Below are 24,938 nucleotides of genomic sequence, written 5' to 3'. Positions count from 1 at the left end.
GTAGGGGAGTAGGGGAGTAGGGGAGTAGGGGAGTAGGGGAGTAGGGGAAGTATTTCCGGGCGATCTCTTTCCTACTGCATTACTGCCCTATTCCCCTACTGCCTTAAATATCAAATGCCTTCGCCGGCCAGTTCTTCCGAAAGCGTACCGACTTGATCCTGGGCGCTGCGCAGCATCGGGTAGATGGCGAGCACCTTCTGCCAGGCCTCGAGCGCCGATTGCTTGCGTCCGGTCACGGTCATGATCTGCGCCAAGCCCGACAGCGCGCCGAAATGGCGGGGTTCGAGTTGCAGCGTATGGTCGATGTCGGACATCGACTTGCCGTAGTTCTTCATCATGAAATGCACCGTGGCGCGCCGGTTCCAGCCCTCGGCATAGGCCGGCTGCAAGGTGACCACCTGGTCGAGGAAATCGAGCGCGACGTCGAATTTCTGGTTCTCGATCGCCTTCTGCGACCATTGCATCATCAGGTCGATCGAGGCGCTGCCCGACTGGGACCATTCGCTCCAGATGATGCCGGCGATACGCTCTGCCGCCTTTTCGTTGCGCTCGCGCTTGAGATCGGCAAACAGCTTGTCGAGCCGGGCCTCCCTGTTCATTGCGGGAGGCGGGGCTTGCGGCACTGGCTGGGCATCCGGAGGCGCCGGCTCCGGGGCCGCTTGCACAGCGGCCCGGTCATCGGCCCGAGCCGGCAACGAGACGGCGCTGCAAAAAAGAAGGACCGTCAAAAATGCAAAAAGAATCCGCATCGCCCGAATCTAGTCCCGGGCGGCGGGACGTCAAACTGATTTTAGCGTGAACGGCCGGCGGACCGACGATAAACACCAACTGCGGAGGCAAAAGCCTCGCGACGAAGCTCAGCCCTGGCGCGCCTTATAGCGGGGGGCGGTCTTATTGATGATGTAGACGCGGCCCTTGCGGCGAACCAGACGGTTGTCGCGATGACGCGCCTTCAGCGCCTTGAGCGAATTCTTGATCTTCATGGTCTTGCCTGTCGGTGTGGACCCGGTCCGGGTCGAAATTTTAAGGCGCGCCAGAAGACGCGCCTTTGAACTGTGGGTGGCTCATAAACGAGGAGCCTTGTCCGTGTCAACCGCAAGCATGCCCGGTAGCGGAGATGAATGCCCGGTGTCGTCAAATATCCGCAATCGGCCAATGGCTCGGCTCCGGCTGGTATGATGTGGTGGTCGCCACGTGACTTGGGAACGACATGCGCCGAGTTTTCCTGCCCAGTAGCTCGCGGCGTCGAGATTGCTGTCAGGCGCGGCGGCTGATCCGGGTGAAATGGCCCATCTTGCGGCCGGGCCGCGCCTCGGCCTTGCCGTAGAGATGCAGCATCAGGTCGGGCTCCGCCAGCAATTCCAGAACGCGCGAGATATCGTCGCCGATCAGGTTCTCCATCACGCAGTCGGAATGGCGTCGCGGGTCGCCGAGCGGCAGCCCGGCCACGGCGCGGATATGCTGCTCGAACTGCGAAACGGTGCAGGCGGCTTCCGTCCAGTGGCCTGAATTGTGGACGCGGGGTGCGATCTCGTTGGCCAGCAGCGAGCCGTCGGCCAGCACGAAGAACTCGACGCCGATGACGCCGACATAGTCGAGCGCCGACAGGATCTTCACCGCCGCCGTCCGGGCTGCCTCGGCTGTCCGGGGCGCGATCGCGGCCGGCACGGTCGATGTGTGGAGAATGCCGCTGCGGTGGACGTTCTCGGCCGGATCGTAAGTGGCGACGACGCCATCGATGCCGCGCGCGCCGATGACGGAGACTTCGCGCTCAAAGGAAACGAAGGCCTCGAGGACCAGCGGCACGTTGCCCATCGCCTCGCAGGTGCCGGCGAAGCCGCCGGCTTGCATGTCGCGGAAGACGCGCTGGCCCTTGCCGTCATAGCCCATGCGCCGCGTCTTCAATATGCCGCTGCCGCCAAAGGACTTCAGCGCCGCCGTCAGTTCGTTGTCATCGTCGATCGCGCGGAAATCCGCCGTGGCAATGCCGATGCCGTTGAGAAATGTCTTTTCGGTCACCCGGTCCTGCGCCACATCAAGCGCGCGCGCAGGCGGATAGACCGGCACCTTTGCGGCGAGCGCCTCGGCGGAGGCAACCGGAACGTTCTCGAATTCATAGGTGACGACGGCGCTTGCCTCGGCCAATTCGGCAAGCGCGGCGGGGTCGTCGTAGGCGGCCGTGACCTGACGGTTGGCGACCTGCGCGGCAGGGCAATCCGGCTGCGGCTCCAGCACCACGGTGCGGTAGCCGAGGCGAGCGGCCGCCATTGCCAGCATGCGGCCGAGCTGGCCGCCGCCGATGATGCCGATGGTCGATCCGGCGGGCAGGCTCACGGCGTGTCCGTGGGTTCGGCCGCGACCTTGGCGGTCTGCGAGGCGCGCCAGGCATCGAGCCGCCCGGCAAGCTTGTCGTCGTGGAGCGCCAGAACGGCGGCAGCCAACAGGGCTGCATTGGCAGCACCGGCCTTGCCGATGGCCAGCGTCCCCACCGGGATGCCGGCCGGCATCTGGACGATGGACAGCAGTGAATCCTGTCCCGACAGGGCTTTGGATTCCACCGGCACGCCGAACACCGGCAGCGGTGTCATCGCCGCCGTCATGCCGGGCAGGTGCGCCGCACCGCCCGCACCGGCGATGATGACCTTGTAGCCGGCGGCCTTGGCGCCCTTGGCGAAGGCGTAGAGCCGGTCGGGGGTGCGGTGCGCCGAGACGATCAGCCGTTTGTGCGGGATGCCAAGCGCCTCCAGTGTCTCGGCGGCATGGCGCATCGTCGCCCAGTCGGACTGGCTGCCCATGATGATGGCGACGTCGGCGCGTTGATTGTCCAAGCTTCTGCTCCCGGCGACAAAGGCGCGCCTTAGCGGAATTCGGCGGCGGCGGCAAGGATGCGGGGCATTGCCGGTGTCCGGCCGGGAAATCGGCCTATGCCGCAGCCTTGCGGAAGCGGGCGACGAAATCGTCGAGTTCGGGCCGCTCCATGTCGGAGATCGCCCAGTAGGAGAAGGCGCCGTCGCTCCACTGCACCAGCGAAAAGCCGCCCGAGGAAAGATCGTCAGGCTCGCTGACCTTGCCGCCCTGCTGCGGTTCGGCGACCAGCGTGATCAGATGCTCGCGGTGGCGGTAGACAAGTGCCGGCACCGGGCGGCCGGAAATCACCTCGACCCGGCCGCCGATCAGCGCAAAACCGTCCTTGGCAAGATCCGGTGCCGGCGGCGACACGCCGATCCGGGCGTCGAGCCAGGGCTTTACCGTGTGGCGGTCCGACGAGACGATATCGATCGGGCTGGCGGCAAGCAGGCTGCGGCGATGGCCGCTGGCGACCGCCGCGGCGAAGCTGTCGGACGCGCCGTTGACCATCACCCATTGCGTTGCCCCGCTGGCCAGCACCGCGCTGATCATGATCGAGGCGGCAAGAGCGCGCCAGTCGAACGAACCGAAGCGGCGCGCTCGACTTGGCGACAGCCGCGTATCGGCGTTTCGCCTCTGGCCTCTCCCGCCCGGGGCAAGCACCCCCGGGAGCGCCGGCCGGCCCTGCTGCGGCTTGGCTGTTTCGCCTGACTCCGGCTGCGCGGTGGCCGCAGTGCCAATGGCCGCGATGCGCGCGCGAAAGGCGTCGCTGACATCTGGGCGCGGCAGGCGGCTGACCGCGCCCCGCAAGGCCACGATGCGGGCATGCTCTGAGGCAAGCCGCGGATCGGCCGCAATGCGCCGCTCCACCGCAAGCGCGGCCGCTGCATCAAGTTCGCCATCGACGAGGGCGTGGATCATTAGCCTGATGCCTTCCGGATCATTGGGCAGTCCATCGTCATGCATGGTCATGGCGCTCTCCCCAGGTCAGACATAAGCAGGCTCCGCGCGCGGGCCAGCCTGGACATCACCGTGCCCATCGGCACGCCGAGCATGGCCGCTATCTCGCGATAGCTGAGGCCGCTAATGTCGCGCAGCACAAGCGTCTCGCGAAACGGCTGCGGCAGGGCTGCTATCGCCGTTTCAAGCGCCACCGTGTCGGCCTTGGCGATCAGGCTTGCCTCCGGACCATATTCGTCCGGCACGCTGATGCCGTGTGCCGCCGCCATCTCGTCGAGATCGCCGAGATCACCGACGGCCAACATGCCGCGCGGCCGGTTGCGCGACATCCAGGTATAGGCGGTGTTGCGCACGATGGTCAGCAGCCAGGCGCGGGCATTGCCGCCGGCATAGCCTGATATGCCCGCATGCGCCTTTATGCAGGCGTCCTGCACGACGTCCTCGGCATCGGCGCCATTGCCGGTCAACCAGCGGGCAAGCGCCAGCGCGTCACCGAGATGAGGCAGCACCACCTCGCTGAAGCGCTCGGCTCCGGCCTTCTCGCTCAAAGCAGCACCATCCGATACTCCACGAGGAACAGGCCGTGCGCTTTCAAGCAATACCGGCGGTCTCGCCCGCCCGTGCGGGCGAAACCCTCGGCAACAGGCAAAGCCGCCTGCCGTGGCGAAAGTGAATTCATCTGCGTCACCAGTGTCAAGCGCAATGGGAAAGCCGTGCATCATGGGAGAGAGGCCGGTTGAGGTCATGCGCTCCAGCACATGGCGGCCGCCGACGCCGCGGCCATATTCGCTGTCGTGTTCATGATGACGGACATGCGGATCTCCTCAACGCCTGTAGCGGCCTATGTCGAGGAGACCCGTTGCGGCCGAGATTTATTCCCGCCGCGTACGCATCCGGCTGTTCACAGTCACGTGATCAGCCGGTGCTTTGGGTTCGTTGGTCCGCTTGGCGCTCAATCCGGCCAGCGCAAGGCGCCGGAAGAGACCTTGCGAGCAATCTTCATGGCGTCGGCGGGCCGGTCCTTCGCGGTCAACAGGGCGCGCAGCCGTTCGGCGACGATTTCCGCCTCTCCGGGATGAAGATTGCAGGGGTCGAGGAAGAAATGGCCGCGTTCGACCTCGTGATTGCGCACGATGATGGGCGGCGATCCACCGGCAAGCGCCGAGGCAAGGCCGGCGGCGGTGAAGCGGCTTTCCGGCAGCACGAAGACCTGCAGGCGGTCGAGCGGGTTGGAGGTCGGGTCGGGAATGATCTCCGCGCCAATGCCCGGGATACCCTGCAGAGCATCCTTCCAAAGGTTGAGGGCGGCCTCTTCGCGCCGGCGGATGCCGGCGTGGTCGCGCTTCTCCCATGCCTCGAGCGCGGCCATGGTGCCGGCGATGCTTTCCTTGCCGACCTTCATGGCGCGGGCGACGCCGCGGTTCTGCAGATAGGCGCCGCGCACCAGATCCTTGCGTCCGGTGACGATGCCGCTGGTCGGGCCGCTCAGGAATTTATGGCCACTGTAGATGACGATGTCGGCACCACGCGCCAGGAAGCCGCGCAGGTCATATTCGGAAGCCGCGTCGACGATCACCGGCACGCCCCTGGCGTGGCAGATTTCACAGAACTCCTCCAGCGACAGCATGCCGTATTGCACCGTGTGATGCGCGACGACATAGAGCCCTGCCGCCGTGCGGTCGTTGATCGCGTCGCGGACATGATAGTCCTGCGTGACGCTGACCGTGCCGGCGGGCACCACCTTGGCGCCGGCGACGCGGACCGACTGGTCGATCGGGGCGCCGTAGTTGACGATGTGGCCAAGCTGGATGATCACCTCTGACTTGAGGTCGCCGGTGTCGTCCGGCAGGCGTTCGATGGCGAGCAGGTTGGTTCCCGTCATCGCGCCGGCGATCGCCATGGTGATGCCGCTGGCACAGCAGGCGGTGATGAAGCCGGCCTCGCCACCGGTGAGGCGCGCGACGACGGCGCTTGCGGCGCGCTGCAGATCGTCCATTTCCACCCATTGCGATGCCATTTCAGACATGGCGCTGATCGCTTCAGGCACGATGATCGACGCGCCGAGCGCCGTCATCGTGCCGGAGACGTTGATGATCGGGCGAAGGCCGAGCCGTTCGCGGATCGTGGTGTTGGAGCCGGTGTCTGAATATGTTTTCATGTGAGCAATCCCGTGGATGACAGATCAGGCAGCGATCTCGACGACCGCTTCGATTTCGACGGTGATGTTTCCCGGCAAGGAGCCGACGCCGATCGCCGAGCGGGCATGCCCGCCGATCGTGGCGAAAACGTCGGCGAAAAGATCGGAGCAGCCATTCACCACTTTGGGGTGGTCGCTGAAGGTCGGCGTGGCGTTGACGAAGCCGAGCAGCTTGACGACGCGCACGATGCGGCCGAGATCGCCGGCGGCAGCATGCATGACGGCAAGCAGGTTGAGGCCGGTGAGGCGGGCATGCTGATAAGCCTCCTCCACCGTCACATCCTCGCCCACCTTCCCGGTGCAGAGCGAGCCGTCGGCCCGCAGCGGTCCCTGGCCGGACAGGAAGATCAGCCGGCCGCTCTCGGCATGGGTAACGAAGTTGGCGATGGGCGTCGGCGGCTCGGGCAATGTGAGGCCGAGTTCGGCGAGCCTGGTGTAAGGCGTCATGGAAGAAGGCTCCTTGGGATGGCGTCAACCATCCGATGTCAGAAGTGCGAGGCGCGGAAGCGCGCCAGGAAATTGCGCAGACGCTCATTGTCGGCGTCCGCAGCAAGGATCTCCTTCGGCGGGCCGACGGCGCCGACGCCGCCATCGGCCATGAAGACGATGCGGCTCGAGGCGTCGCGGGCAAAGGCCATCTCATGCGTGACCATCACCATCGTCATGCCGTCCTCGGCGAGGCTGCGCACCACTTCAAGCACCTCGCCGACGAGTTCCGGATCGAGGGCGGAGGTTATCTCGTCGAGCAGCAGGATTTTCGGCCCCATGGCCACGGCGCGCGCAATTCCGACGCGCTGCTGCTGGCCGCCGGAGAGCTCCGCCGGCAGGCTGTCGGCCTTATGGGCAAGACCGACGCGGCCGAGCCAGTGTTCGGCAATCGTGCGCGCCTCCACGGTGCTTTTGCCGCGCACCTTGGTGAGGCCGAGCATGATGTTGCCGGCGGCGGTGAGATGCGGAAACAGGTTGAAGCTCTGGAACACCATGCCGGTCTCGGCGCGCATCGCGGCAAGGTCGCGTTCGCTGCGGCGCTGGCGGGCTCCGGTTTCTCGGAAGCCGACCTCCTTGCCGTCGATGCGGATGGACCCGCTGTCATAGCTCTCCAGGAAGTTGACGCAGCGCAGCAGCGTGGTCTTGCCGCTGCCCGAGGGCCCGATGACCGTCACCACCTCGCCGCGCGCCACGCGCAGGCTGACCGAGCGCAGGACCTGGACGGCGCCAAAGGATTTGGACACATCGCGGATGTCGAGAAGGGCCGGGGCATCGTTCGAGCTTGTGGACATTGCTATTCCCGGATGAAGGAGAAACGCCGCTCCAGCCGCCTGCTGGCAAGCGAAAGCGCATAGTTGACGGCGAAGTAGATGAGGGCGCCAAGGATGTAGAGCGGCATGGCCTCATAGGTGCGGCCGATGACCTGGTTGATGGCCTGCATGAGATCGGTGATGCCGAGCAGCGAGACCAGCGCGCTGCCCTTGACCGCGTCGGTGACGCCATTGATCCAGGGCGGCAGGAAACGCCTGAACGCTTGCGGAAAGATGACATGGGCCAGCCGCTGGCGGAAGGTCAGGCCGATCGCCATTGCCGCCTCCGATTGTCCCTTCGGGATGGAGCCGACGGCGCCCCGGAGATATTCGACGACCTGGGCTGTCTTGAACAAGGTCAGCGCCAGCACGGCAGCCCAGAAGGACGGCAGGTGAAGCCCGACGGCCGGCATCCCGTAGTAGACGAAGAAGATGAGCACCAGGATCGGTATGCCGCGAATAGTGTCGCTGAAGATGCGCACCGCCCAGCGCGCCGGCGCCGGGCCATAGACCAGGCCGACGCCAAGGACGACACCGGCGACGAGCGAGAACGTCACGACCAGCAGCGACACCCAAAGCGTCAGCGCAAAACCCTGAGCCAGGAAAGGCAAGGCGTAGGCGATCTGGCCAAGCATGCTAGTGCACCACCTTGAACCATCGTTCGACGAGCCGGAGCGCGTAAAGCAGGGCGTAGCCGGTCAGCAGATACATCGCCGTCACGACGAGATAGACCTCGACGATGCGGAAGGTGTTGAAGTTGATCCATTGCGCGCCGAAGGTCAGTTCGGGCACCGAGATGACCGAAGCGACGGAGGTGTCCTTGAACAGCGATATGAAAGTGTTGGAAAGCGCCGGCAGCGTGATGCGCAGCATGGTCGGCAGGCGCACATGGAGCAGCCTTTGCCAGGGCGTCAGGCCGATCGCCTTGCCGGCGTCTAGCTGGCCGCGCGGCACCGCTTCGAGACCGGAGCGGAACACCTCGACCAGATAGGCGCCGCTGTAGAGCGCCAGCGTGGCGACGAACGAGGTTTGCGCGCTGTAGGCGATGTCGACCACGGTCGGCAGACCGTAGAAGACGAGATAGACGAGCAGGATCAGCGGCACGTTTCGGATGAATTCGACATAGGCGGCAATGATGCCGCGCACCATGCGTCCGGCCGACACGTACCAGACCGCCAGGACCAGGCCGATGACGATGCCGATGGCGATCGAGATGACGGCGAGCTCCAGGCTGAGCAGCAGACCGCCCCACAGCTTGTCGAAATGCCGCCAGATCAGGTTGAAATTGAGCGCATAACCCATGCGTCGGCCTCAGTGCTCCCGATGTGACGCAAAGCTGGCCGCGTCGCCAGGAAAAAAGGCGGAAGGGTCGGCGCCCTTCCGCCGATGACGTCAGATAACCGGGAAGCCGGGGTGGCGCGCCGGCGGCTCCTGCCCGAAATAGTCCTTGAACGCGGCGTCATAGAGCGCCGTTTCATGGCCGAACATGGCGATGGTGAAGGTCTGATTGACGAAGGTCAGCCAATCGAGATCGCCTTGCCGGAGCGCCGCGCCATAAAGCATCGAGTACCAGCTCTTGCCGGCATCGAAGTATTTGTCCGGATTGCGCGAGGCGAGCCAGCGCACGGTGGAGAGGTCGACGGCAGCGGCATCGGCACGCTTGGATTCCAATGCCTGCAGCACGTTGGCCTGTGTATCGATCTGCATCACCTGCGCCTCCGGCAAGGCAAAATGCACCGAAGATTCGGCGTCGACATTCTGCAGGATGGAAACGCGCGTCGCGGAGCCTGCGGCAAGCAGCTTGTCGAAGGTCTTGTTCTCAGCGCCGGGCAAAGTCAGCAAGGCGACGCCCTCGACGTAGTAAGGCCTGGAGAAGTTGATCAGCTGCGAGCGCTGCGCGGTCATGGTCATGAACTGGATGGTGATGTCGACCTTGTTCGTCGTCACGTTCGGAATGCGCTGCGCCGGGTCCTGCATGACGAACTCGACCTTGGCCGGGTCATCGAACAAGCCCTTTGCCAGGATGCGCCCCATGGTGATGTCCATGCCGACGAGTTCGCCGGCATCGTTCTCGAAATGCCATGGCGCATTGGTGCTTCCGGTGCCGACAATCAATTTGCCGCGCTCCAGCACGGTGCGTAGCAGGCTATCGGGCGCAGCCTGCGCCGCCGCCTTCTGGACGTCGACCGTTGCCGCCGCGCTCATGACGCCGGCCGTTGCCAGTCCGGCCATACCCAGTTTCAGAAAATCACGCCTTTTGGATGTGTCGTCCACAGCGACCTCCTTTCGTGTTGTGTTCCCCTACGCACAGGCAATACGCGCACCCGGATCGTTACAGAAATTGTCTCTTACAAGGGACGAGTGTATCCTGTACAAGACAGATACTAACATCAGGAATCGACAATGCAAGATGGCAGCGCCTTGGCGGTCTCAGCGGACGCAAAGATTTCGGCCTCTCGGGAGAAGGGCCTCAACCGGGTGCTCGAGATTCTGGAGTTCCTTCATTCGACGCAGCGCGCCATCGGTATCGGCGACCTCGCCAAGGGGGTCAACGCGCCGCGTTCGACCACCTACACACTGGTGCGATCGCTGGTCGATGCGGGCCTCCTGGAGATGGCCGGCGACGGCAACCGCGTCTATTTCGGTAAGAAGCTCTATCTCTATGGAATGGATTATGTGCGCGGCAACGACCTCTTGAGGCGAGGACGCCAGGAGGTCGACAACCTGTCGCGCGAGACCGGTGAGACCTCCGAACTGTGCATGCTGCAGAGCGGCCGCTACACGATCGTCCACTCGAGCCCGGGCACCCGGCCGTTCCGCATCAGCTCCGCCACCGGATTGCAGATTCCGCTGCCCTGGACCGCGTCAGGCAGGCTGCTGCTCGCCGGCCTCGAACAGGCCCGGATCGAAGCCATGATATCGGAAGACGACCTTATGCTGCCCGATGGCCGCAGATTGCGGCTGGACGATTTCATCGCCGACATAGCGACGGCGCGAGCCACCGGCTATTGCATCACTTCGGGGCTCGTCGACGCCTATACGAAATGCCTCGCCGCGCCGGTGTTTTCAGCACCCGGCACCGTCGAGGCGACGATGTGCCTGGTGGTGCCCATCGACACATCGCAGGAGAAGACAGGCGAACTCCTGGCCCTGTTGCGCGAACGCGCGGCGCGGCTTTCGATCGCGGCCTGGACCTGAAGTCAGGCGATGATGTCCGGGATGATCCTGTCTTCCAGCTTCATCAGCCGATCCTTCAGCGCAAGCTTCTTCTTCTTCATGCGCTGGATCTGCAGCGGGTCGCAGTTCATGGCGATCATCGCATTGATCGCGGCGTCGAAATCGGCGTGTTCCTGCTTCAGCCGGGAAAATTCGAGGCGAATATCGGCCTGTTCCTGATCGGACATTCTCTACCGTCTGCACGTCTGCGGCGCCCAAAGCTGGGCCTGATTGGGCGGGGGGTGGCACTCTCTGCCACCGGCGCGCAGCCCATATCACATTTCACGTTGTCGTGGAATGCTACCACGGATCATTCGACATCGCTGCGCGAAGGTGGCACACTGTCATTGTGCCGTCACAGAGCGAGCCTGCGGTGGACGCGCCTTTGGCGGCTGCAATCGAGGAAATCATGAAAGGGAGAACCAATCATGTCTCTTGCATCCCATCTTGATGAGTTGCAGCGGAAACACGGCGACATCGAACGCGAGCTCGATGACGCGATGAATCACCCGTCGGTGGACGACCTGGAAATCGTGAATCTCAAGCGACGCAAGCTGGCAATCAAGGACGAGATTGAAAAACTGAGGGCCAAACCCACGACGCATTGATGCCCCACTGACATAACCGCTCACCATTCGGGTCTTTCCTGCCGGCGGCAATTGCCGCCGGACTGGTGGTTTTGATCTTCGATTTCAGGTCGACCATCACAGATATTCGTACCAGGCAGAGGCCGTCCGACTTCCTAGTCCCAGGACGAGTAGGGGCGAAGCTCGTCGCGGCTCCCCTTTACCATAACTGACCGAAGAGTGCAGCGGAGCAGAATTCCGCCTTGCCGCGGCGCTCTGAGGTCAGGGCTTGGATTCTGGGACTGCGCTGCGTCGCTCTTCTCCTTGCTCCTCCCCGAAATGACGGACTCGTTCCGGGAAAGACAAAGCGATGGGGCCTGCCAATCGCCAGGTAGCCGATTGGCCGACGCAAGCGAGCGATAAAAGTCGGGCGCCGAGCAACCGGCGGCGGCATCGATTGCGGCCAGTGGCGACCTGTCGCCATTGACAAGCCATCTTTGCTCCTCCACCTCATGCCCGGACTTCAGCGCATCGGCCCGGAGCGCGCTTTTGTGCGTCCAAGTGGACGCGCGGCGCTCCAGAGATTAAAGGCTGCCGGCATGACCGGATATTATTCCTTTCCCTTCCCGCGCCGCACCTCGGTTGGCGTCGATGTGGGCGGCGTGGTGGTTGGCGGGGGTGCTCCCGTCGTCGTGCAGTCGATGACCAATACGGATACCGCCGATGTCGACCAGACGGTCGCCCAGGTCGCGGCGCTGCATCGCGCCGGCTCCGAGATCGTGCGCATCACCGTAGACCGCGATGAAAGCGCCGCCGCCGTGCCGCGCATCCGGGAGCGGCTGGCGCGGCTCGGTATCAACGTGCCCATCGTCGGCGACTTCCACTATATTGGTCACAAGCTCCTGGCCGATCATCCGGCCTGCGCCGAGGCGCTGGCCAAATACCGCATCAATCCCGGCAATGTCGGCTTCAAGGACAAGAAGGACCGGCAGTTCGCGGCAATCGTCGAGATGGCGATCAAACATGACAAGCCGGTGCGCATCGGCGTCAACTGGGGCTCGCTCGACCAGGAACTCCTGACCCGGCTGATGGACGACAACCAGGCCCGCGGCTTTCCGTTGACCGCACAGCAAGTGACGCGCGAGGCGATCGTGCAGTCGGCGATCCTCTCGGCCGAGATGGCCGAGGAGATCGGCCTTGGCCGCGACAAGATCATCCTCTCGGCCAAGGTCAGCGGCGTGCAGGACCTGATAGCCGTTTACACCGAGCTCGCCAGCCGTTCCGACCATGCGCTGCATCTCGGCCTCACCGAAGCCGGCATGGGCTCGAAAGGCATCGTCGCCTCATCCGCCGCCATGGGCATCCTGTTGCAGCAAGGCATCGGCGACACCATCCGCATATCGCTGACGCCGGAGCCGAACGGCGATCGCACGCGCGAGGTGCAGGTGTCGCAGGAATTGCTGCAGACCATGGGCTTCAGGCAATTCGTGCCGATCGTCGCCGCTTGCCCCGGCTGCGGCCGCACAACCTCGACCGTGTTCCAGGAACTGGCCCAGAACATCCAGGCCGATCTCAGGAAGAACATGCCGGCGTGGCGTGAGAAATACCCAGGGGTCGAGAACCTCAAGGTCGCCGTGATGGGCTGCATCGTCAACGGCCCGGGCGAGTCCAAACATGCCGATATCGGCATTTCGCTGCCAGGCACCGGCGAGACGCCGACGGCGCCCGTTTTCGTCGACGGCAAGAAGGCGGCGACGCTGCGCGGACCGTCGATCGCGCAGGATTTCGAAAAGATGGTCGCCGACTATATCGAACAACGATTTGGTCGCGGCAAGGCCGCGGCAGAGTAGGTCGAATGCTGCGCTTCCTCCCGGTGGCGCTGATCCTGCTGTGCGGGTGGCCCACCTTGGCCCAGGCCGATCCGCCGCAATCGGCCAAGCAGCGGCTGATCGACAAGGTCTGCAACCTGATCCAGGCCCATGCCGACCAGAACGGTCTGCCCAGGGATTTCTTCGCCCGGCTGATCTGGAAGGAAAGTCGGTTCGATCCCAACGCCGTCAGTCCGGTCGGCGCCGAAGGAATCGCCCAGTTCATGCCGGGGACCGCCAAGATGCGCGGGCTCGCCAATTCCTTCGACATCAACCAGGCGATCCCGGCCTCGGCGAAATACCTCGCCGAGATGAAGACCAGCTATGGCAATCTCGGCCTGGCGGCCGCCGCCTACAATGCCGGCGAAAACCGGGTCTCGCGCTGGCTGGGCTCGGGCGGCTTCCTGCCGATGGAAACCGAAAGCTATGTCTTCGACATCATGGGCGAGCCGGTCGATAAGTTCGCCGACCGCGCCTATGCCGGAAGCGTGCGACCGCTCGACGCGAAATCCGATTTCGTCGCGGCCTGCCGTAAGCTCCCGGTGATCATGTCGCGCACGGTGGCGATGGCTTCCATCAACATAAAGCCGTGGGGAATCCAGGTGGCCGGCAATTTCCGCCGCAGCGCCGCAGTCAACCAGTGGCTCAGGGTGAGGGGCCGCTTCCCGGCCCTGCTAGCCGGGCATGATCCGGTGGTCAGCCGGGTGCGCACGCCGATCGGCCGGCGCGGCATCTACGCGGTCAGGATCGGGGTCGACGACCGTGCCGCCGCCGGGGCTATCTGCCAGAAATTGCAAAGTGTCGGCGGGGCATGCGTGGTGGTGCGCAACCGATAGCGGGTGTGTCGTTGCGGGTGAAGGGGCGATAAAAATGACGGCCGCGGCTATAGGCGACCCTGGATTGGCCGGCATTGCCCTGCCTTCAACGAGCAATGAGGGCCGCAGGATGGTCGACGCATATGTTATCTGCGGCACGCCCAGGACCGGAAGCACTTTGCTGTGCAAGCTCCTGGCCTCCACGAAGGCGGCGGGCGATCCTCATTCGTTCTATCGGCGGCAGGACGTGCCCGAATGGGCCGAAGAGTGGGGGCTGCCCGGCCGCGACACGATGGGCGAACTCGAATTCAATGCCGCCTATCTCAATGCGGCCATCGCCGCCGGCAAGGGTGGAACCGGCATTTTCGGCCTGCGCCTGATGCGAGAGAATCTGGATGAGCTTTCAGCGATACTCGACCGGATTTTCCCGGGGCTTGTCTCGGATAAAGCTCGTTTCGAGAGGGCTTTTGGCCGTGTTCTCTACATACATCTGTCACGCGAGGACAAGCTTGCGCAGGCCGTATCGCTGGTCAAGGCGCAGCAAACCGGCCTTTGGCATGTCGCTCCCGATGGCACCGAACTGGAAAGGGTGGGACCTCCCGGAGAACCTCGATATGATTTCGGGCGGATCAAGGATGAGGTTGCCGGGCTCGATGGTTATGACACTGCCTGGAACATGTGGTTCGCGGAGCAAGAGGTAATCCCGCTGCGGATCGGCTATGAGCGCCTGTCGAGCGATCCGGTTGCAACGTTGGCGTCCGTTTGCGACGCCTTGGGGGTTCAGGCACCGGATGCTGGGGATATAAGACCCGGCGTCGCAAGGCTTGCCGACGAGACAAGCCTCGACTGGATGCGCCGTTATCATCTGGATGCGGCGTCCGAGGCGTCGACGGTATAGCTATGCCGTCTTCGCCACCACCGTTTCGCTGAGCCAGGTGCCGATCTTGGCGCCGAGGCGGTCGGGTGAAACCGGCTTCGGCAGATAGTCGTCCATGCCGGCTTCGATGCACTTGTCGCGGTCGCCCTTCAGCGCATGCGCGGTGACGCCGATGATCGGAATGTGGCTGCCATCCGAGGCCTCCGTCGCCCGGATGGCGCGGGTCGCCTCGTAACCGTTCATCTCCGGCATGGAGACGTCCATCAGGATCAGCCTCGGGCGCAACGAGCGGTACATCTCGACCGCCGTGCGGCCGTTGCCGGCTATACGATAGCTCAAGCCCAACCCGTTGAGAATCTGGCCGAACACCAACTGGTTCACCTCGTTGTCCTCGGCGATGAGGATGTCGATCGGACCGTTCGGCGCGACCGCCGGTTCCGGCACGGGGACGGCCGGCATTGCCGGGCCGCGGATGACGGTAAAGGCGGGCGGCGCCGCCTGCGGCAGCGCCGGTACAGGTTCGCGAACGAACTGCGCCCTGCCGACCTGCGAGCGGGCTTTCTGGACGACCGAGATGACGGTGCCGAGCAGGACCGCGGAGCGCGCCGGCTTGGTCAGGTGCGCGGCAATGCCGAAATCAATGATCATCTTGCCGAAATCGACCTGGTCGACCGAGGTCAGGAGCACGACCGGTATGGCCGACAGCCGGCTGTCGGCGGCGATGGCTTTCGCGACATCGGCGCCGTTCATACCGGGCATCTGGTAATCGAGGATGATGCAATCGACGGCGGCCCCCAGCTGGCAGGCGCGGTCGAGGAAAGCCAAGCCGACCGCACCGCTTTCGGCGGCGGCGCAGTCGAAGCTCCAGCTCCTGAGCTGTTCGAGCAGGATCTCGCGGTTGACCGGATTGTCGTCGATGACCAGAACGCGGGCGCCGGTGACGTCGACCGGCACGATCTCGTCGCGAGCCTCGGCACGATGCACGGGCAGGGGCACCGCGAACCAGAATACGGAGCCGCGGCCGATCTCGCTCTCGACGCCAATCTTGCCGGCCATCAGGTCGACGAGGCGGGCGGCGATGGCGAGACCAAGGCCGGTGCCCTCGTGACGGCGGGTCGAGGAGCCGTCGACCTGGGCGAATTTTTCGAACACGTTCTGCAACTTTTCGGCCGGGATGCCGATGCCGGTGTCCTCGACGCGCAACTTGAGCTGGACGACGTCATTGACGGTTTCGCCGCCGACGTCGATCAGCACATGGCCCTTCTCGGTGAACTTCACCGCGTTGCCGAGCAGGTTGGTGACAATCTGGCGGAACCGCCCGGCGTCGCCGACGACGTAGGCCGGCAGGCGCGGGTCGACGCGCACGATCAGTTCGAGGTTCTTTTCGGCGACATGGGCGGAGACGAGCGTGGCCACATCCTCGACCGCCTCGGCAAGGCGGAACGGCGCCGGGTCGAGCGTGAGCTGGCCGGCATTGATCTTGGAGAAATCGAGGATGTCGTTGATGATGGTGAGCAGCGCGTTGCCGGATTTGACGATGACGTCGGTGAAGGTCTTCTGGCGCGCGGTCAGCTCGGTCTTGGCCAGCAGCTCGGCCATGCCGAGCACGCCGTTCATCGGCGTGCGGATTTCGTGGCTCATATTGGCGAGGAATTCCGATTTGGCGCGGTCGGCCGCCTCGGCCTTGAACAGCGACTCGGCGGATTCGGCGAAGGCGCGGCGGATGGCTTGCTCCATCGGCCGGAAGATCCAGAAAGCGGCGATGGAGAGCACCGCGAACAGCAATCCGCTCGCCCACAGCAGCAGCCGGTCACTGGAGGCGTCGGCCAAATGGCGCTCGTCGTCCATGGCGGTGCGGACGCGGACCAGCATCGGCTGGGCAAACAGGTCGTTCTGGTTGCGGATTTCGCGATAGCTCCACTCATCGACCTTCTGCGCCACCGACATCAGGTTGAAGTTTCGAATCATGTCGCGCGGAGACCAGAACAGGTCGCCATTGACCGAAGCGGATTCGAGCTCGTTGATCGTCTTTGTCGACAGGCGTGGACGCAATGCGGCGATCTGGGCCGCAAGCGTCCCAATCTCGCTGGTCAGGCGTTCCGAATGGCCGCGCGCCGACGCGGTCAGCGCATCGCGCGTCTCCGCTCGCCAGGCGGTTCCCGTCGTCTCGGCGAAGCTGGTCGCGTTGCGCAGATCGCGGGTAAAGATGACAAGGTTGCTGCTCAGGGCATCGATCTGGTGGCGGAAGGAATTGACGCGATCAAGTGCGAGCATGATCGCCAGCGAAGCCAACGCGAAGATCAGCAATCCCGAGAGATAACGGCTCCGGATGGACCGTATGAAGGAAGAATATTCCGGCATGCGCAACCCCAACACATACGCATTATTTTAACGGTCGGGATTACGCTTGATTTACATTAAGATTTCGTTCTGGCGACCGAGAATTTCGGATTCCCGCAGCCTCCCATGTAGCCTGCCGGCTGCGCCGAGATGAAGGGCCGCGGCCACTTCAAGGGACGGTCAAGCTTCGGATATTATTTCAATCCGCGGGCCGTTTGTGATGCCGGGATTCCTGGTTCGAGCCGCGAAGCATTTCACGGTCATCGGCATCGACCAGATCGACGTCGCCGCCCCTGAGCGACTGGCCCTGCTGGCGAGCCGTTCTTTCCTGCTTCGACCGCTTCAGTTCGTCCTCGGCGTTGAAATTCTTGTCCGCATTCTTGGTGTTCACCCGCTCCTCGATGATTTGCACCTGCTGTTCGTGGGTCTTCTTGCCGGTCATGGGATATCTCCCTCTATTTGTTCGTCCGGCCGGTCTGGTCGGGGTTCACACCGCCTTGCGGGGTGGTGTCGTTCTCGACATCGCCCCGAAAAGTATTTTCGCCATCGAGTTCCTCGTCGTCGTCAAGAATGTCGCCACCCTTGATGGTGCCTTTGGATGCGCCGATGCCGGGATCGTTGCGCAAGTCGCGATCGCTTGGCCTCGGCTGTTTGCGATGCTTGTTGTCGTTCATGGGTTGCCTCCTGCTTCTGGTCCCGAACGTCGCGACGGGTGCAATTGTTCCCGAAACGCAAGGTCCCCAAACGCTCTGGCCGGGAGTGAGACCACCGCAGCCGCGTATCTTCGAACAGCGGAATGCTGCCACGAGTGATGTCAGCTCCGCGTCAACCGGTTATCGATCGGGCAGCATTTGGCGCGCCTGCCTGTTCGGCGCGGCGGATCAGATCGACGCTGTGATGCCGCCGTCCACATAGAGAATATGGCCGTTTACGAAAGAGGAGGCCTCGCTGGCCAGGAAGACGCAGGCGCCGACCAGTTCCTCGACCTTTCCCCAGCGGCCGGCTGGCGTGCGCTTTTCCAGCCAGGTGCTGAACGCAGGGTCGGCGACAAGGGCAGCGTTGAGCGGCGTATCGAAATAGCCGGGTGCAACGGCATTGCATTGCAGGCCATGTTTGGCCCAATCCGTAGCCATGCCCTTGGTCAGGTTGCCGACCGCGCCTTTCGTCGCCGTGTAGGGCGCGATGCCCGGACGGGCGAGCGCGGTCTGCACGCTGGCGATGTTGATGATCTTGCCGCGGCCGCGCCTGATCATATGGCGCGCCACGGCCTGGCCGACATGGAAGACGCTGGCGACGTTGGTCTGCAGCAGGCGCTCGAACGCATCGGCGGGAAACTCCTCGAGCGGCGCGCGGAATTGCATGCCGGCATTGTTCACCAAAATGTCGATCGCTCCGCCGTCCAGTTCGAAACCGTCGACCGCTGAGCGAACCGCTTCATGATCGGTAGCATCGAAGGCCAGCTTTTCCGCTCCGGGAATCTGCCTGATCGCGGTGGCGAGCCTTGCCTCGTCACGGCCGTTGAGGATCACCCTGGCGCCGGCTTCGGCCAAACCCTTGGCCAAGGCGAAGCCTATGCCTTGCGAGGAGCCGGTTACGAGGGCGGTGCGCCCGCTGAGATCGAACAATTTGGTCGACATCGAACCTGATCCTCCCGATTGGCCCGTTAAACAGAAACCTTCACGCCAAGCCTCGGGGTCTGCCCCGATCTCAATTGTTGCGCGTCGCCACGAAGGTCGCGGCTGCCTTCAGCAGGCCGGCCTGCTCGCCATAGGGTTCGAGCAGCGCATGCGCCTGATGGACAAGGCCATGCAACTGGGCGCGTGCCCATGCCTCCCCGTGCAGCGCCACCAGCGTTGCCTTGCCGGCGGCGGCGTCCTTGCCCGTCGCCTTGCCCATCTGTGCGGCATCCGCGGTCAAATCGAGAAGATCGTCGGCAAGCTGGAAGGCAAGCCCGATCGCCGAGCCGAACTCGGCCAGTCTTTCGCGATCCCCGGCAGGCACGCCGGCGACGACCGCGCCCGCCTCGCAGGCAAAGCGGATCAGCGCACCGGTCTTCATCGCCTGCAGCCGGATGATCCCGGCCTCGTCCGGCGCGATGCGCTCGGCCTCGAGGTCCAGCGTCTGGCCGCCGACCATGCCGCCGGCCCCGGCGGCGCGGGCGAGCGCCAGCACAAGGGCGGCCCGCCGCTCCGCCGGCAGCGCCGTAGTCTCGTCGGCGAGGATGTCGAAGGCAAGCGTCAGCAGGGCGTCGCCGGCGAGGATGGCAGTCGCCTCGTCGAAGGCCCTGTGCACGGTAGGCTGGCCGCGGCGCAGATCGTCGTCGTCCATCGCCGGCAGGTCGTCATGGATCAGCGAATAGCAGTGCACGCATTCCAGTGCGGCCGCCACGCGCAGTGCCGCTTCGCCGTCGGCGGAAAACAGGGCCGCGCTTTCCATCACCAGAAAGGGGCGCAGGCGCTTACCGCCGTTGAGCACGCCGTGCCGCATCGCCGCCATAAGGCGCTCGGGCCGCGCGATCTCGCCCGTGAGCGCGCGGTCGTCGAGCAATCGCCGCAGCAACGTCTCGACGGCGGCGGCCCGTGCGACGAGCGCCGTTTCGAACGCCATTTCATCGTCATTCGTCATGGCCCGGACCGGTAGCCGACACTCAGACGTTGCGCAAGAAGACAAGCGCCATTATGCCGGGGGAGGGAGAGACACGGGTTGGGCGACTTGGCGGAACCGATCGTCGATCATGAAACCGAAAAGCTGGACATGGCGACGAGATCCCGTGGCGTGAACCGTCGTGCTCTCAAACGCTGGGTCCGGCGCGGTATCGTCGTGGCTGCCGTGCTGGCGCTTATCCCTACGGTGCTGACCTTTCTCTATCTGCCGTCTTTCGTGCATCCGGTGTCGACGCTGATGCTGAAGGATCTTGCCACCTTCTCCGGCTATGACCGCCGCTGGGTGTCGATCGACGACGTGGCACCGGTGCTGGCCAATTCGGTGATCATGTCGGAGGACGGACAGTTCTGTTTCCATCGCGGCGTCGACCTCGGCGAATTGCGGGGTGTCGTCGACGACGCGCTGGCCGGCGAGGGGACGCGCGGCGCCTCGACCATCACCATGCAGACGGTGAAGAACCTGTTTTTGTGGTCTCGTCCGCTGGGCACGGTTCGTAAAGTGGTCGAGTTGCCGCTGGCCGTGTATCTCGACGCGGTGATGTCGAAGCGGCGCATCATGGAAATCTACCTCAACATCGCCGAGTGGGGGCCGGGCATATACGGCATCGAGGCGGCGGCGCGGCACCATTTCGGTGTTTCGGCAAAACAGCTGTCGCGCCGTCAGGCCGCGCTGCTTGCCGTCAGCTTGCCAAATCCGATCGCCCGCAACCCGGCCAAGCCCGGGCCGGGGCTGAGGAGGCTGGCCAACCTGATCGAGCGGCGCGCCGGCCGATCCGGCGCTTATGTCGGCTGCCTCCAGTAGCCGACATAAAAAAATTCGCGGGCAGCGCTGGCCAAAACGGCACCGGGCGTGTATAGGCACCCGACTTTCTCAGATTCCGGCCCCTGACACGGCCCTTTCACGAGGGCGGGCGGGGCTTTTGACCATGTAGTGGAGCATATCCATGGCCGTTCCGAAACGAAAAACCTCTCCGTCCAAGCGCGGCATGCGCCGCTCGGCAGACGCCCTCAAGGCCCCGACCTATGTCGAGGACAAGAACTCCGGCGAAATGCGCCGCCCGCACCATATCGACCTGAAGACCGGCATGTATCGCGGCCGCCAGGTGCTGACGCCCAAGGAAAGCTGAGACCAGCTTTCCTGATGTTTGAGCTAAAAAGACCGGCCGCTGGCCGGTCTTTTTGCGTCTGGCGGGACCGACGACCGACAGCGTAGCTGCGTCTCCAGGCCTTGATCTCCGATCGGCCCGGACGCCGCCTCATCGTGCATCCTCGAGGCATGGCCGATTGCATACCGCACATCGCCTTCGACTCGGTCGACACGACTTTTCCCAATGATCGAACCGTGAGCCCGATGCGCGGCAATCGCCGGAGGCAGCGTCGCTGGTGTTTTTCGCAATCTGTGGGATTGCCATAGACGGTTTCTTATGCGATTTTTGAATTTATAGTCGGAAATCGACACAGATTGGGAATTCGATGTGGGATTTCGTCAGCACAAGTGATCTCGACGATACCGAGCAGGCCGTCCTTTCCCAACTCAAAGTCGATGGGCGGATGTCGAGTGTGGATATCGCCAAGCGCATCGGCGTCACCGAAGCGACGGTGCGGCGGAAAATGGCCCGTGTGCTCGAGGACCCGGATATCTGCATCCAGGCGGTCGTGCGCCCTTTGCGCAGCGATGTCGGCATTGCGGCCATTGTCGGGCTCGACGTCGACCGCGAGCACATCATCAGCGTTGCTCGAAAACTGTCGGAATACTCGTTCGTCGACAGCGTTTACGCCATGACCGGGCCGTTCGACATCATCATCCAGCTCACTTTGCCATCCACGACCAGCCTGCACGATTTCCTCGTCAGTGAACTGGCCAACGTTCCCGGGATCAAGGATTCCGAGAGCTACATGATCGGTCGCGTCTTCAAGCATAGCGGCCGGGCTTACCAGCACAGCAAAACCGAAGAAAAAAGAGGGTAACAATGGGTGAGTTTCTTTCCGCTTCGCGCCGCCGCGTCCTGACCCTTCTTGCCGCCGCGCCGCTCCTCCTGCCGTTCACTGCCACCGCCCATGCCAATGGGCTGGTCGACCAAATCAAGCAGCGCGGCACCATCCTTGTCGGAACCGAGGCCGCGTTCGAGCCGTTCGAATTCGTCCGCGACGGCCAGATCGTCGGCTATAACAAGGACATTCTCGACTATGTGGTCAGCCAGCTCGGCGTGAAGCTCGACCAGCTCAACCTGCCTTTCCAAGGCTTGCTGCCAGGGCTGCTGGCCAAGAAGTTCGACCTGATGGCGACCTCGACCGGCATCAACGCCGAGCGGGCGGCGAAATACGCCTACACGCGGCCAACCGGTTCGTTCGAGAACGTCGTCGTCGTGCGCGTCGACGAGGAGCGCATCAAGAAGCCGGAGGACATCAACGGCATGGTGGTGGCCACGCAACTCGCCTCCTCCGTGCAGCCCATCATCGAGGCCTATGACAAGGAGCTCAAGGATAAGGGCGGCAAGGGTGTCGGCGAGATGAAGCTGTTCACCTCCTTCCCCGAGACCCATGTCGCTCTGGCCTCCGGCCAGGTCGACGCCATCGTCATCGCCTCGCCTTCGGCGGCCGTTCTGATGAAGAACGTTCCCGACACCTACAAGGTCGTCGGTTCGATCGGCGAATTCTCCTATCTCTCCTGGGTGGTGCGGCCGGAGGACAAGGATCTGCGCGCCTTCATCAACGCCAAAATCGGCGACTTGAAGGACAGCGGCAAGCTGAAGGAGCTTCAGCTCAAATGGTTCGGGTTCGAGATGAAGACGCCCGACGAGGGTTATCTGCCGCCTGGCGCGCTCTAAGCCCCCAACCAGGCGCCCGGCGCTGCCGGACCGGTGGTTCCAGTCATTGGACGCGCCGGTCTCGGATGGCCCGGACGTCCAGGGATCATTCGAGCTGAAAAATGTTCCATTTTTCAAAGACGCTGACCTTCCTGCCGGAATTCCTGGCCGGCGCCGGCATCACGCTGAGCGTCTCGGCGCTGGGGTTTCTGGTGGGCACATTGATCGGCTTCGGCCTGCTCGCATGTGGCAGGTCGCGCTGGCGCGTGATCCGCTGGATCGGCGCGGTCTACACCAGCTTCATCCGAGGCACGCCGCTGATCGTGCAGATCTTCATGGTCTACTACGTGCTGCCGGGCCTCGTCGGTATCGACCTGCCGCCGCTCCTGGCCGGCGTGCTGGCGCTCAGCTTCAACAGCGCGGCCTTCGTCGCCGAAATCCTGCGCGCCGGACTGACGCGCATTCCCGCCGGCCAGTACGAGGCGGCCAAGGCGCTCGGGCTGAAGCCTGCCGTGACCTGGTTCAAGGTCATCCTGCCGCAGCTCTTCCGCGCCATTGTCCCGCCGATGGTCAACGAGTTCACCATGCTGGTGAAGGCATCCTCGATCCTGTCGGTGATCGCGGTGGTGGAACTGACCCGCACCGCGCAGAACATCATGAACGTCACCTACCGGCCGGTCGAGGCCTTCTGCATCGCGGCGGTGCTGTATTTCGTCGTGCTGCTATCATGCAGCCTGCTGACCAGGCATCTGGAACTCAAGGCGCGAGGCGCACGCGCATGAGCTTCGATTTTTCCGTCATAGCGGACAACTGGCAGATCCTCGCCAAGGGCTTCGGCAACACGGTGCTGATGTGCGCTGTCGCATTGCCGTTCGGCTTCGCGCTCGGCACCGTGCTGGCGCTTATCCGGCTGCGCGGCGGGCGGGTGCCGACGGCGATCGTCTCGGCCTATGTCGAAATATTCCGCAATATCCCGTTCCTGATCCAGATATTCCTTTTGTTCTACGCCTTGCCGATGTTCGGTGTCAGGCTCTCGCCCGTGGTCGTTTCGATCGGCGCGCTGTCAGCCTATGCCAGCGCCTATTCGGCCGAGATCATCAGGGGCGCGATCCAGTCGATTTCGTACGGCCAGGTCGAGGCCGGCTACGCGCTGGGGCTGCGCTACCTGACTATCTTCCGTAAGATCCTGGTTCCGCAGGTGCTCGGCTACATCCTGCCCGCGGCCACCAATCTCACCATTACGCTGATCAAGGAATCGGCGATCCTGTCGGCGATCACCGTACCGGAACTCACCTACATGGCCCAGAACATCATTGGCCGCACCTTCTCGCCGGTGGAGATCTTCACCGCCATCGCATTGCTGTACTGGGGGCTGACGGCCTTCGTGGCAGCGATCTCGCGCAGCCTGGAGCATAGGCTGCAGCCCCATCTCGCAGCCCGCCGTGGCGCCTGATCCAAAAAAGCTTCAACGCAGAGGAGACCCCATGTCCAAACTCACCACCGCGCCGCGCGATGTCTTCCAGACATTCATGAACTTCCCGCTGGTCGAGGACCTCGATACGCTGAAGGCCGATGTCGCCATCATCGGCATGCCCTATGGCGATCCCTACACGATCGACGAGCTGATCAACGACCAGACCAATGCGCCGACCGCGGTGCGGCGCGCCTCGCAGCGGATCAGCCAGGCGCTCGACCGCTATGATTTCGACATCGGTGGGCCAGTCTTCGACGGCAAGGACATCAAGGTGGTAGACGTCGGCGATGTTCCCGGCGCGGCGGCCGATCATGTCGGGCACTACGGCAGAGCCGAAGCGGCGATTCGCAAGATCCGCGCCGCGGGCGCACTGCCGATCACAATCGGCGGCGACCACGGCATTCCGATCCCGATCTTCCGGGCGCTTGACGGCGAGGGTCCGATCACGCTGGTTCAGCTCGATGCCCATCTCGACTGGCGTGACAACGTCAACGGGGTCAAGGAGGGCTATTCCAGCACCATCCGCCGGGCCTCGGAAATGACGCATATCAAGGACATTTTCCAAGTCGGCGTTCGCGGCCAGGGCAGCGCGCGCACCGAGGAGGTCGAGGCCGCCCGCGCCTATGGCGCCAACATCATCACCACCAATGAATGGCAGGACATCGGCACCGCGGCGCTCCTGAAGCGAATTCCCGACGGCGGCCGCTACTATCTCACCATCGATGCCGACGGCCTCGATCCGGCGGTGATGCCGGCGGTCGAGGGGCCACAGCCGGGCGGCGTCAGCTACCGGCAGACGATTGAACTCATCAAGGGGCTGGTCGGCAAAGGAAGGCTGGTCGGCATGGATATCGTCGAGATCGCGCCGGCGCGCGATGTCAACGAGATCACCTCGATGACGGCCGGCCATATCATCCTCAACGTCATCGGCGCGGCCGTGCGCGCCGGCTACTTCAAGCGCTGATCGCGAGCGGGGTGCGCGGTCACGCATCCCGCGGCTCGATTTCAAA

At 63.8% G+C, this 24,938-nt stretch carries 30 protein-coding genes; 12 read left to right on the top strand and 18 right to left on the bottom strand.

What is annotated here, in order from left to right; translation table 11 throughout:
• Positions 1 to 110: 110 nt before the first annotated feature.
• The 12 genes from LB541_RS24235 to LB541_RS24180 all read right to left on the bottom strand — a co-directional run bounded on the left by LB541_RS24235 (position 111) and on the right by LB541_RS24180 (position 9,576).
• Positions 111 to 749, bottom strand: coding sequence for a tetratricopeptide repeat protein (locus LB541_RS24235; RefSeq protein ID WP_140658583.1), 639 nt, complete (start codon positions 747 to 749; stop codon positions 111 to 113).
• A gap of 108 nt (positions 750 to 857) precedes the next feature.
• Complete coding sequence (gene ykgO / locus LB541_RS24230) at positions 858 to 983, bottom strand: type B 50S ribosomal protein L36 (RefSeq protein ID WP_125004464.1); 126 nt, start codon at positions 981 to 983, stop codon at positions 858 to 860.
• Between the two features lie 274 nt (positions 984 to 1,257).
• A complete protein-coding gene (locus tag LB541_RS24225; RefSeq protein ID WP_224619792.1) occupies positions 1,258 to 2,334 on the bottom strand; it encodes a 5-(carboxyamino)imidazole ribonucleotide synthase in 1,077 nt (358 codons plus the stop codon).
• Positions 2,331 to 2,828 carry a 5-(carboxyamino)imidazole ribonucleotide mutase gene (purE, locus tag LB541_RS24220; protein ID WP_224619790.1) on the bottom strand — a complete coding sequence of 166 codons (498 nt, stop codon included), beginning with the start codon at positions 2,826 to 2,828 and terminating at the stop codon, positions 2,331 to 2,333. The genes LB541_RS24225 and purE overlap by 4 nt, the downstream gene beginning before the upstream one ends.
• 94 nt (positions 2,829 to 2,922) lie before the next feature.
• The gene (locus LB541_RS24215) at positions 2,923 to 3,819 is read right to left on the bottom strand and encodes an anti-sigma factor family protein (RefSeq protein ID WP_224619788.1); all 897 of its coding nucleotides are present in this window, start codon (positions 3,817 to 3,819) and stop codon (positions 2,923 to 2,925) included.
• Complete coding sequence (locus LB541_RS24210) at positions 3,816 to 4,355, bottom strand: sigma-70 family RNA polymerase sigma factor (RefSeq protein ID WP_140500476.1); 540 nt, start codon at positions 4,353 to 4,355, stop codon at positions 3,816 to 3,818. The genes LB541_RS24215 and LB541_RS24210 overlap by 4 nt, the downstream gene beginning before the upstream one ends.
• A 404-nt stretch (positions 4,356 to 4,759) precedes the next feature.
• The gene (locus LB541_RS24205; protein ID WP_140625006.1) at positions 4,760 to 5,965 is read right to left on the bottom strand and encodes an aminotransferase class V-fold PLP-dependent enzyme; all 1,206 of its coding nucleotides are present in this window, start codon (positions 5,963 to 5,965) and stop codon (positions 4,760 to 4,762) included.
• Positions 5,966 to 5,989: 24 nt separating this feature from the next.
• On the bottom strand, positions 5,990 to 6,451 hold the full coding sequence (locus tag LB541_RS24200) for a RidA family protein (protein ID WP_140525749.1): 462 nt from the start codon (positions 6,449 to 6,451) through the stop codon (positions 5,990 to 5,992).
• A gap of 38 nt (positions 6,452 to 6,489) precedes the next feature.
• On the bottom strand, positions 6,490 to 7,284 hold the full coding sequence (locus LB541_RS24195; RefSeq protein WP_140525750.1) for an amino acid ABC transporter ATP-binding protein: 795 nt from the start codon (positions 7,282 to 7,284) through the stop codon (positions 6,490 to 6,492).
• A 2-nt stretch (positions 7,285 to 7,286) separates the two neighbouring features.
• Positions 7,287 to 7,937 (bottom strand): amino acid ABC transporter permease, encoded by a 651-nt coding sequence (locus tag LB541_RS24190; RefSeq protein ID WP_140500483.1) that lies wholly within the window; start codon positions 7,935 to 7,937, stop codon positions 7,287 to 7,289.
• Position 7,938: 1 nt separating this feature from the next.
• Positions 7,939 to 8,604 (bottom strand): amino acid ABC transporter permease, encoded by a 666-nt coding sequence (locus LB541_RS24185; RefSeq protein WP_140500485.1) that lies wholly within the window; start codon positions 8,602 to 8,604, stop codon positions 7,939 to 7,941.
• A 90-nt stretch (positions 8,605 to 8,694) separates the two neighbouring features.
• The gene (locus LB541_RS24180; RefSeq protein ID WP_140500486.1) at positions 8,695 to 9,576 is read right to left on the bottom strand and encodes a transporter substrate-binding domain-containing protein; all 882 of its coding nucleotides are present in this window, start codon (positions 9,574 to 9,576) and stop codon (positions 8,695 to 8,697) included.
• A gap of 129 nt (positions 9,577 to 9,705) precedes the next feature.
• On the opposite strand from LB541_RS24180, the gene LB541_RS24175 reads away from it, so the two are divergent.
• Positions 9,706 to 10,500, top strand: coding sequence for an IclR family transcriptional regulator (locus LB541_RS24175; RefSeq protein WP_140562407.1), 795 nt, complete (start codon positions 9,706 to 9,708; stop codon positions 10,498 to 10,500).
• A 2-nt stretch (positions 10,501 to 10,502) separates the two neighbouring features.
• Here the strand turns inward: LB541_RS24175 and LB541_RS24170 are convergent, their stop codons facing one another.
• Entirely contained in the window at positions 10,503 to 10,706 is a 204-nt protein-coding gene (locus LB541_RS24170) for a YdcH family protein (protein ID WP_140500489.1), read from the bottom strand.
• 240 nt (positions 10,707 to 10,946) lie between these two features.
• Here LB541_RS24170 and LB541_RS24165 point away from each other — a divergent pair, with 240 nt between their 5' ends.
• The 4 genes from LB541_RS24165 to LB541_RS24150 all read left to right on the top strand — a co-directional run bounded on the left by LB541_RS24165 (position 10,947) and on the right by LB541_RS24150 (position 14,665).
• Positions 10,947 to 11,126, top strand: a complete 180-nt coding sequence (locus tag LB541_RS24165) for a YdcH family protein (RefSeq protein WP_097571999.1) — start codon at positions 10,947 to 10,949, stop codon at positions 11,124 to 11,126.
• Positions 11,127 to 11,683: 557 nt separating this feature from the next.
• Positions 11,684 to 12,934 carry a flavodoxin-dependent (E)-4-hydroxy-3-methylbut-2-enyl-diphosphate synthase gene (ispG, locus tag LB541_RS24160; protein ID WP_140517596.1) on the top strand — a complete coding sequence of 417 codons (1,251 nt, stop codon included), beginning with the start codon at positions 11,684 to 11,686 and terminating at the stop codon, positions 12,932 to 12,934.
• Between the two features lie 5 nt (positions 12,935 to 12,939).
• On the top strand, positions 12,940 to 13,788 hold the full coding sequence (locus tag LB541_RS24155; RefSeq protein WP_224619786.1) for a lytic transglycosylase domain-containing protein: 849 nt from the start codon (positions 12,940 to 12,942) through the stop codon (positions 13,786 to 13,788).
• A gap of 64 nt (positions 13,789 to 13,852) precedes the next feature.
• On the top strand, positions 13,853 to 14,665 hold the full coding sequence (locus LB541_RS24150) for a Stf0 family sulfotransferase (RefSeq protein WP_224619784.1): 813 nt from the start codon (positions 13,853 to 13,855) through the stop codon (positions 14,663 to 14,665).
• Here the strand turns inward: LB541_RS24150 and LB541_RS24145 are convergent, their stop codons facing one another.
• From LB541_RS24145 to LB541_RS24125, 5 genes are all read right to left on the bottom strand, one after another.
• Positions 14,666 to 17,005: a response regulator gene (locus tag LB541_RS24145; protein WP_224619781.1), complete on the bottom strand. Its 2,340-nt coding sequence runs from the start codon at positions 17,003 to 17,005 to the stop codon at positions 14,666 to 14,668.
• A 178-nt stretch (positions 17,006 to 17,183) separates the two neighbouring features.
• The gene (locus tag LB541_RS24140; protein ID WP_140500496.1) at positions 17,184 to 17,426 is read right to left on the bottom strand and encodes a hypothetical protein; all 243 of its coding nucleotides are present in this window, start codon (positions 17,424 to 17,426) and stop codon (positions 17,184 to 17,186) included.
• Between the two features lie 13 nt (positions 17,427 to 17,439).
• Complete coding sequence (locus tag LB541_RS24135; RefSeq protein WP_140517598.1) at positions 17,440 to 17,658, bottom strand: hypothetical protein; 219 nt, start codon at positions 17,656 to 17,658, stop codon at positions 17,440 to 17,442.
• A 207-nt stretch (positions 17,659 to 17,865) separates the two neighbouring features.
• A complete protein-coding gene (locus LB541_RS24130; RefSeq protein ID WP_140500499.1) occupies positions 17,866 to 18,621 on the bottom strand; it encodes an SDR family oxidoreductase in 756 nt (251 codons plus the stop codon).
• Between the two features lie 70 nt (positions 18,622 to 18,691).
• Positions 18,692 to 19,609, bottom strand: a complete 918-nt coding sequence (locus tag LB541_RS24125) for a polyprenyl synthetase family protein (RefSeq protein ID WP_140558867.1) — start codon at positions 19,607 to 19,609, stop codon at positions 18,692 to 18,694.
• Positions 19,610 to 19,687: 78 nt separating this feature from the next.
• On the opposite strand from LB541_RS24125, the gene LB541_RS24120 reads away from it, so the two are divergent.
• The 7 genes from LB541_RS24120 (at position 19,688) to LB541_RS24090 (ending at position 24,892) form a co-directional block, all read left to right on the top strand.
• Complete coding sequence (locus LB541_RS24120; protein ID WP_140880381.1) at positions 19,688 to 20,449, top strand: transglycosylase domain-containing protein; 762 nt, start codon at positions 19,688 to 19,690, stop codon at positions 20,447 to 20,449.
• A 142-nt stretch (positions 20,450 to 20,591) separates the two neighbouring features.
• Entirely contained in the window at positions 20,592 to 20,774 is a 183-nt protein-coding gene (rpmF, locus tag LB541_RS24115) for a 50S ribosomal protein L32 (protein ID WP_008834724.1), read from the top strand.
• Positions 20,775 to 21,120: 346 nt separating this feature from the next.
• The gene (locus LB541_RS24110) at positions 21,121 to 21,615 is read left to right on the top strand and encodes an Lrp/AsnC family transcriptional regulator (RefSeq protein WP_140500504.1); all 495 of its coding nucleotides are present in this window, start codon (positions 21,121 to 21,123) and stop codon (positions 21,613 to 21,615) included.
• A 2-nt stretch (positions 21,616 to 21,617) separates the two neighbouring features.
• A complete protein-coding gene (locus LB541_RS24105; protein ID WP_140500505.1) occupies positions 21,618 to 22,475 on the top strand; it encodes a transporter substrate-binding domain-containing protein in 858 nt (285 codons plus the stop codon).
• Between the two features lie 101 nt (positions 22,476 to 22,576).
• Entirely contained in the window at positions 22,577 to 23,236 is a 660-nt protein-coding gene (locus tag LB541_RS24100; protein WP_140525757.1) for an amino acid ABC transporter permease, read from the top strand.
• Complete coding sequence (locus LB541_RS24095; protein WP_140658565.1) at positions 23,233 to 23,907, top strand: amino acid ABC transporter permease; 675 nt, start codon at positions 23,233 to 23,235, stop codon at positions 23,905 to 23,907. Before LB541_RS24100 ends, LB541_RS24095 begins: the two co-directional genes overlap by 4 nt.
• 31 nt (positions 23,908 to 23,938) lie before the next feature.
• Positions 23,939 to 24,892, top strand: coding sequence for an agmatinase (locus LB541_RS24090; protein WP_140558870.1), 954 nt, complete (start codon positions 23,939 to 23,941; stop codon positions 24,890 to 24,892).
• Positions 24,893 to 24,938 lie beyond the last annotated feature (46 nt).

This window comes from Mesorhizobium sp. BR1-1-15 (assembly GCF_020165475.1).
In the GTDB taxonomy this organism is placed as follows: domain Bacteria; phylum Pseudomonadota; class Alphaproteobacteria; order Rhizobiales; family Rhizobiaceae; genus Mesorhizobium.
The sequence above is the reverse complement of the archived record's forward strand: the minus strand, read 5'-3'. Positions and strand labels throughout refer to the sequence as shown.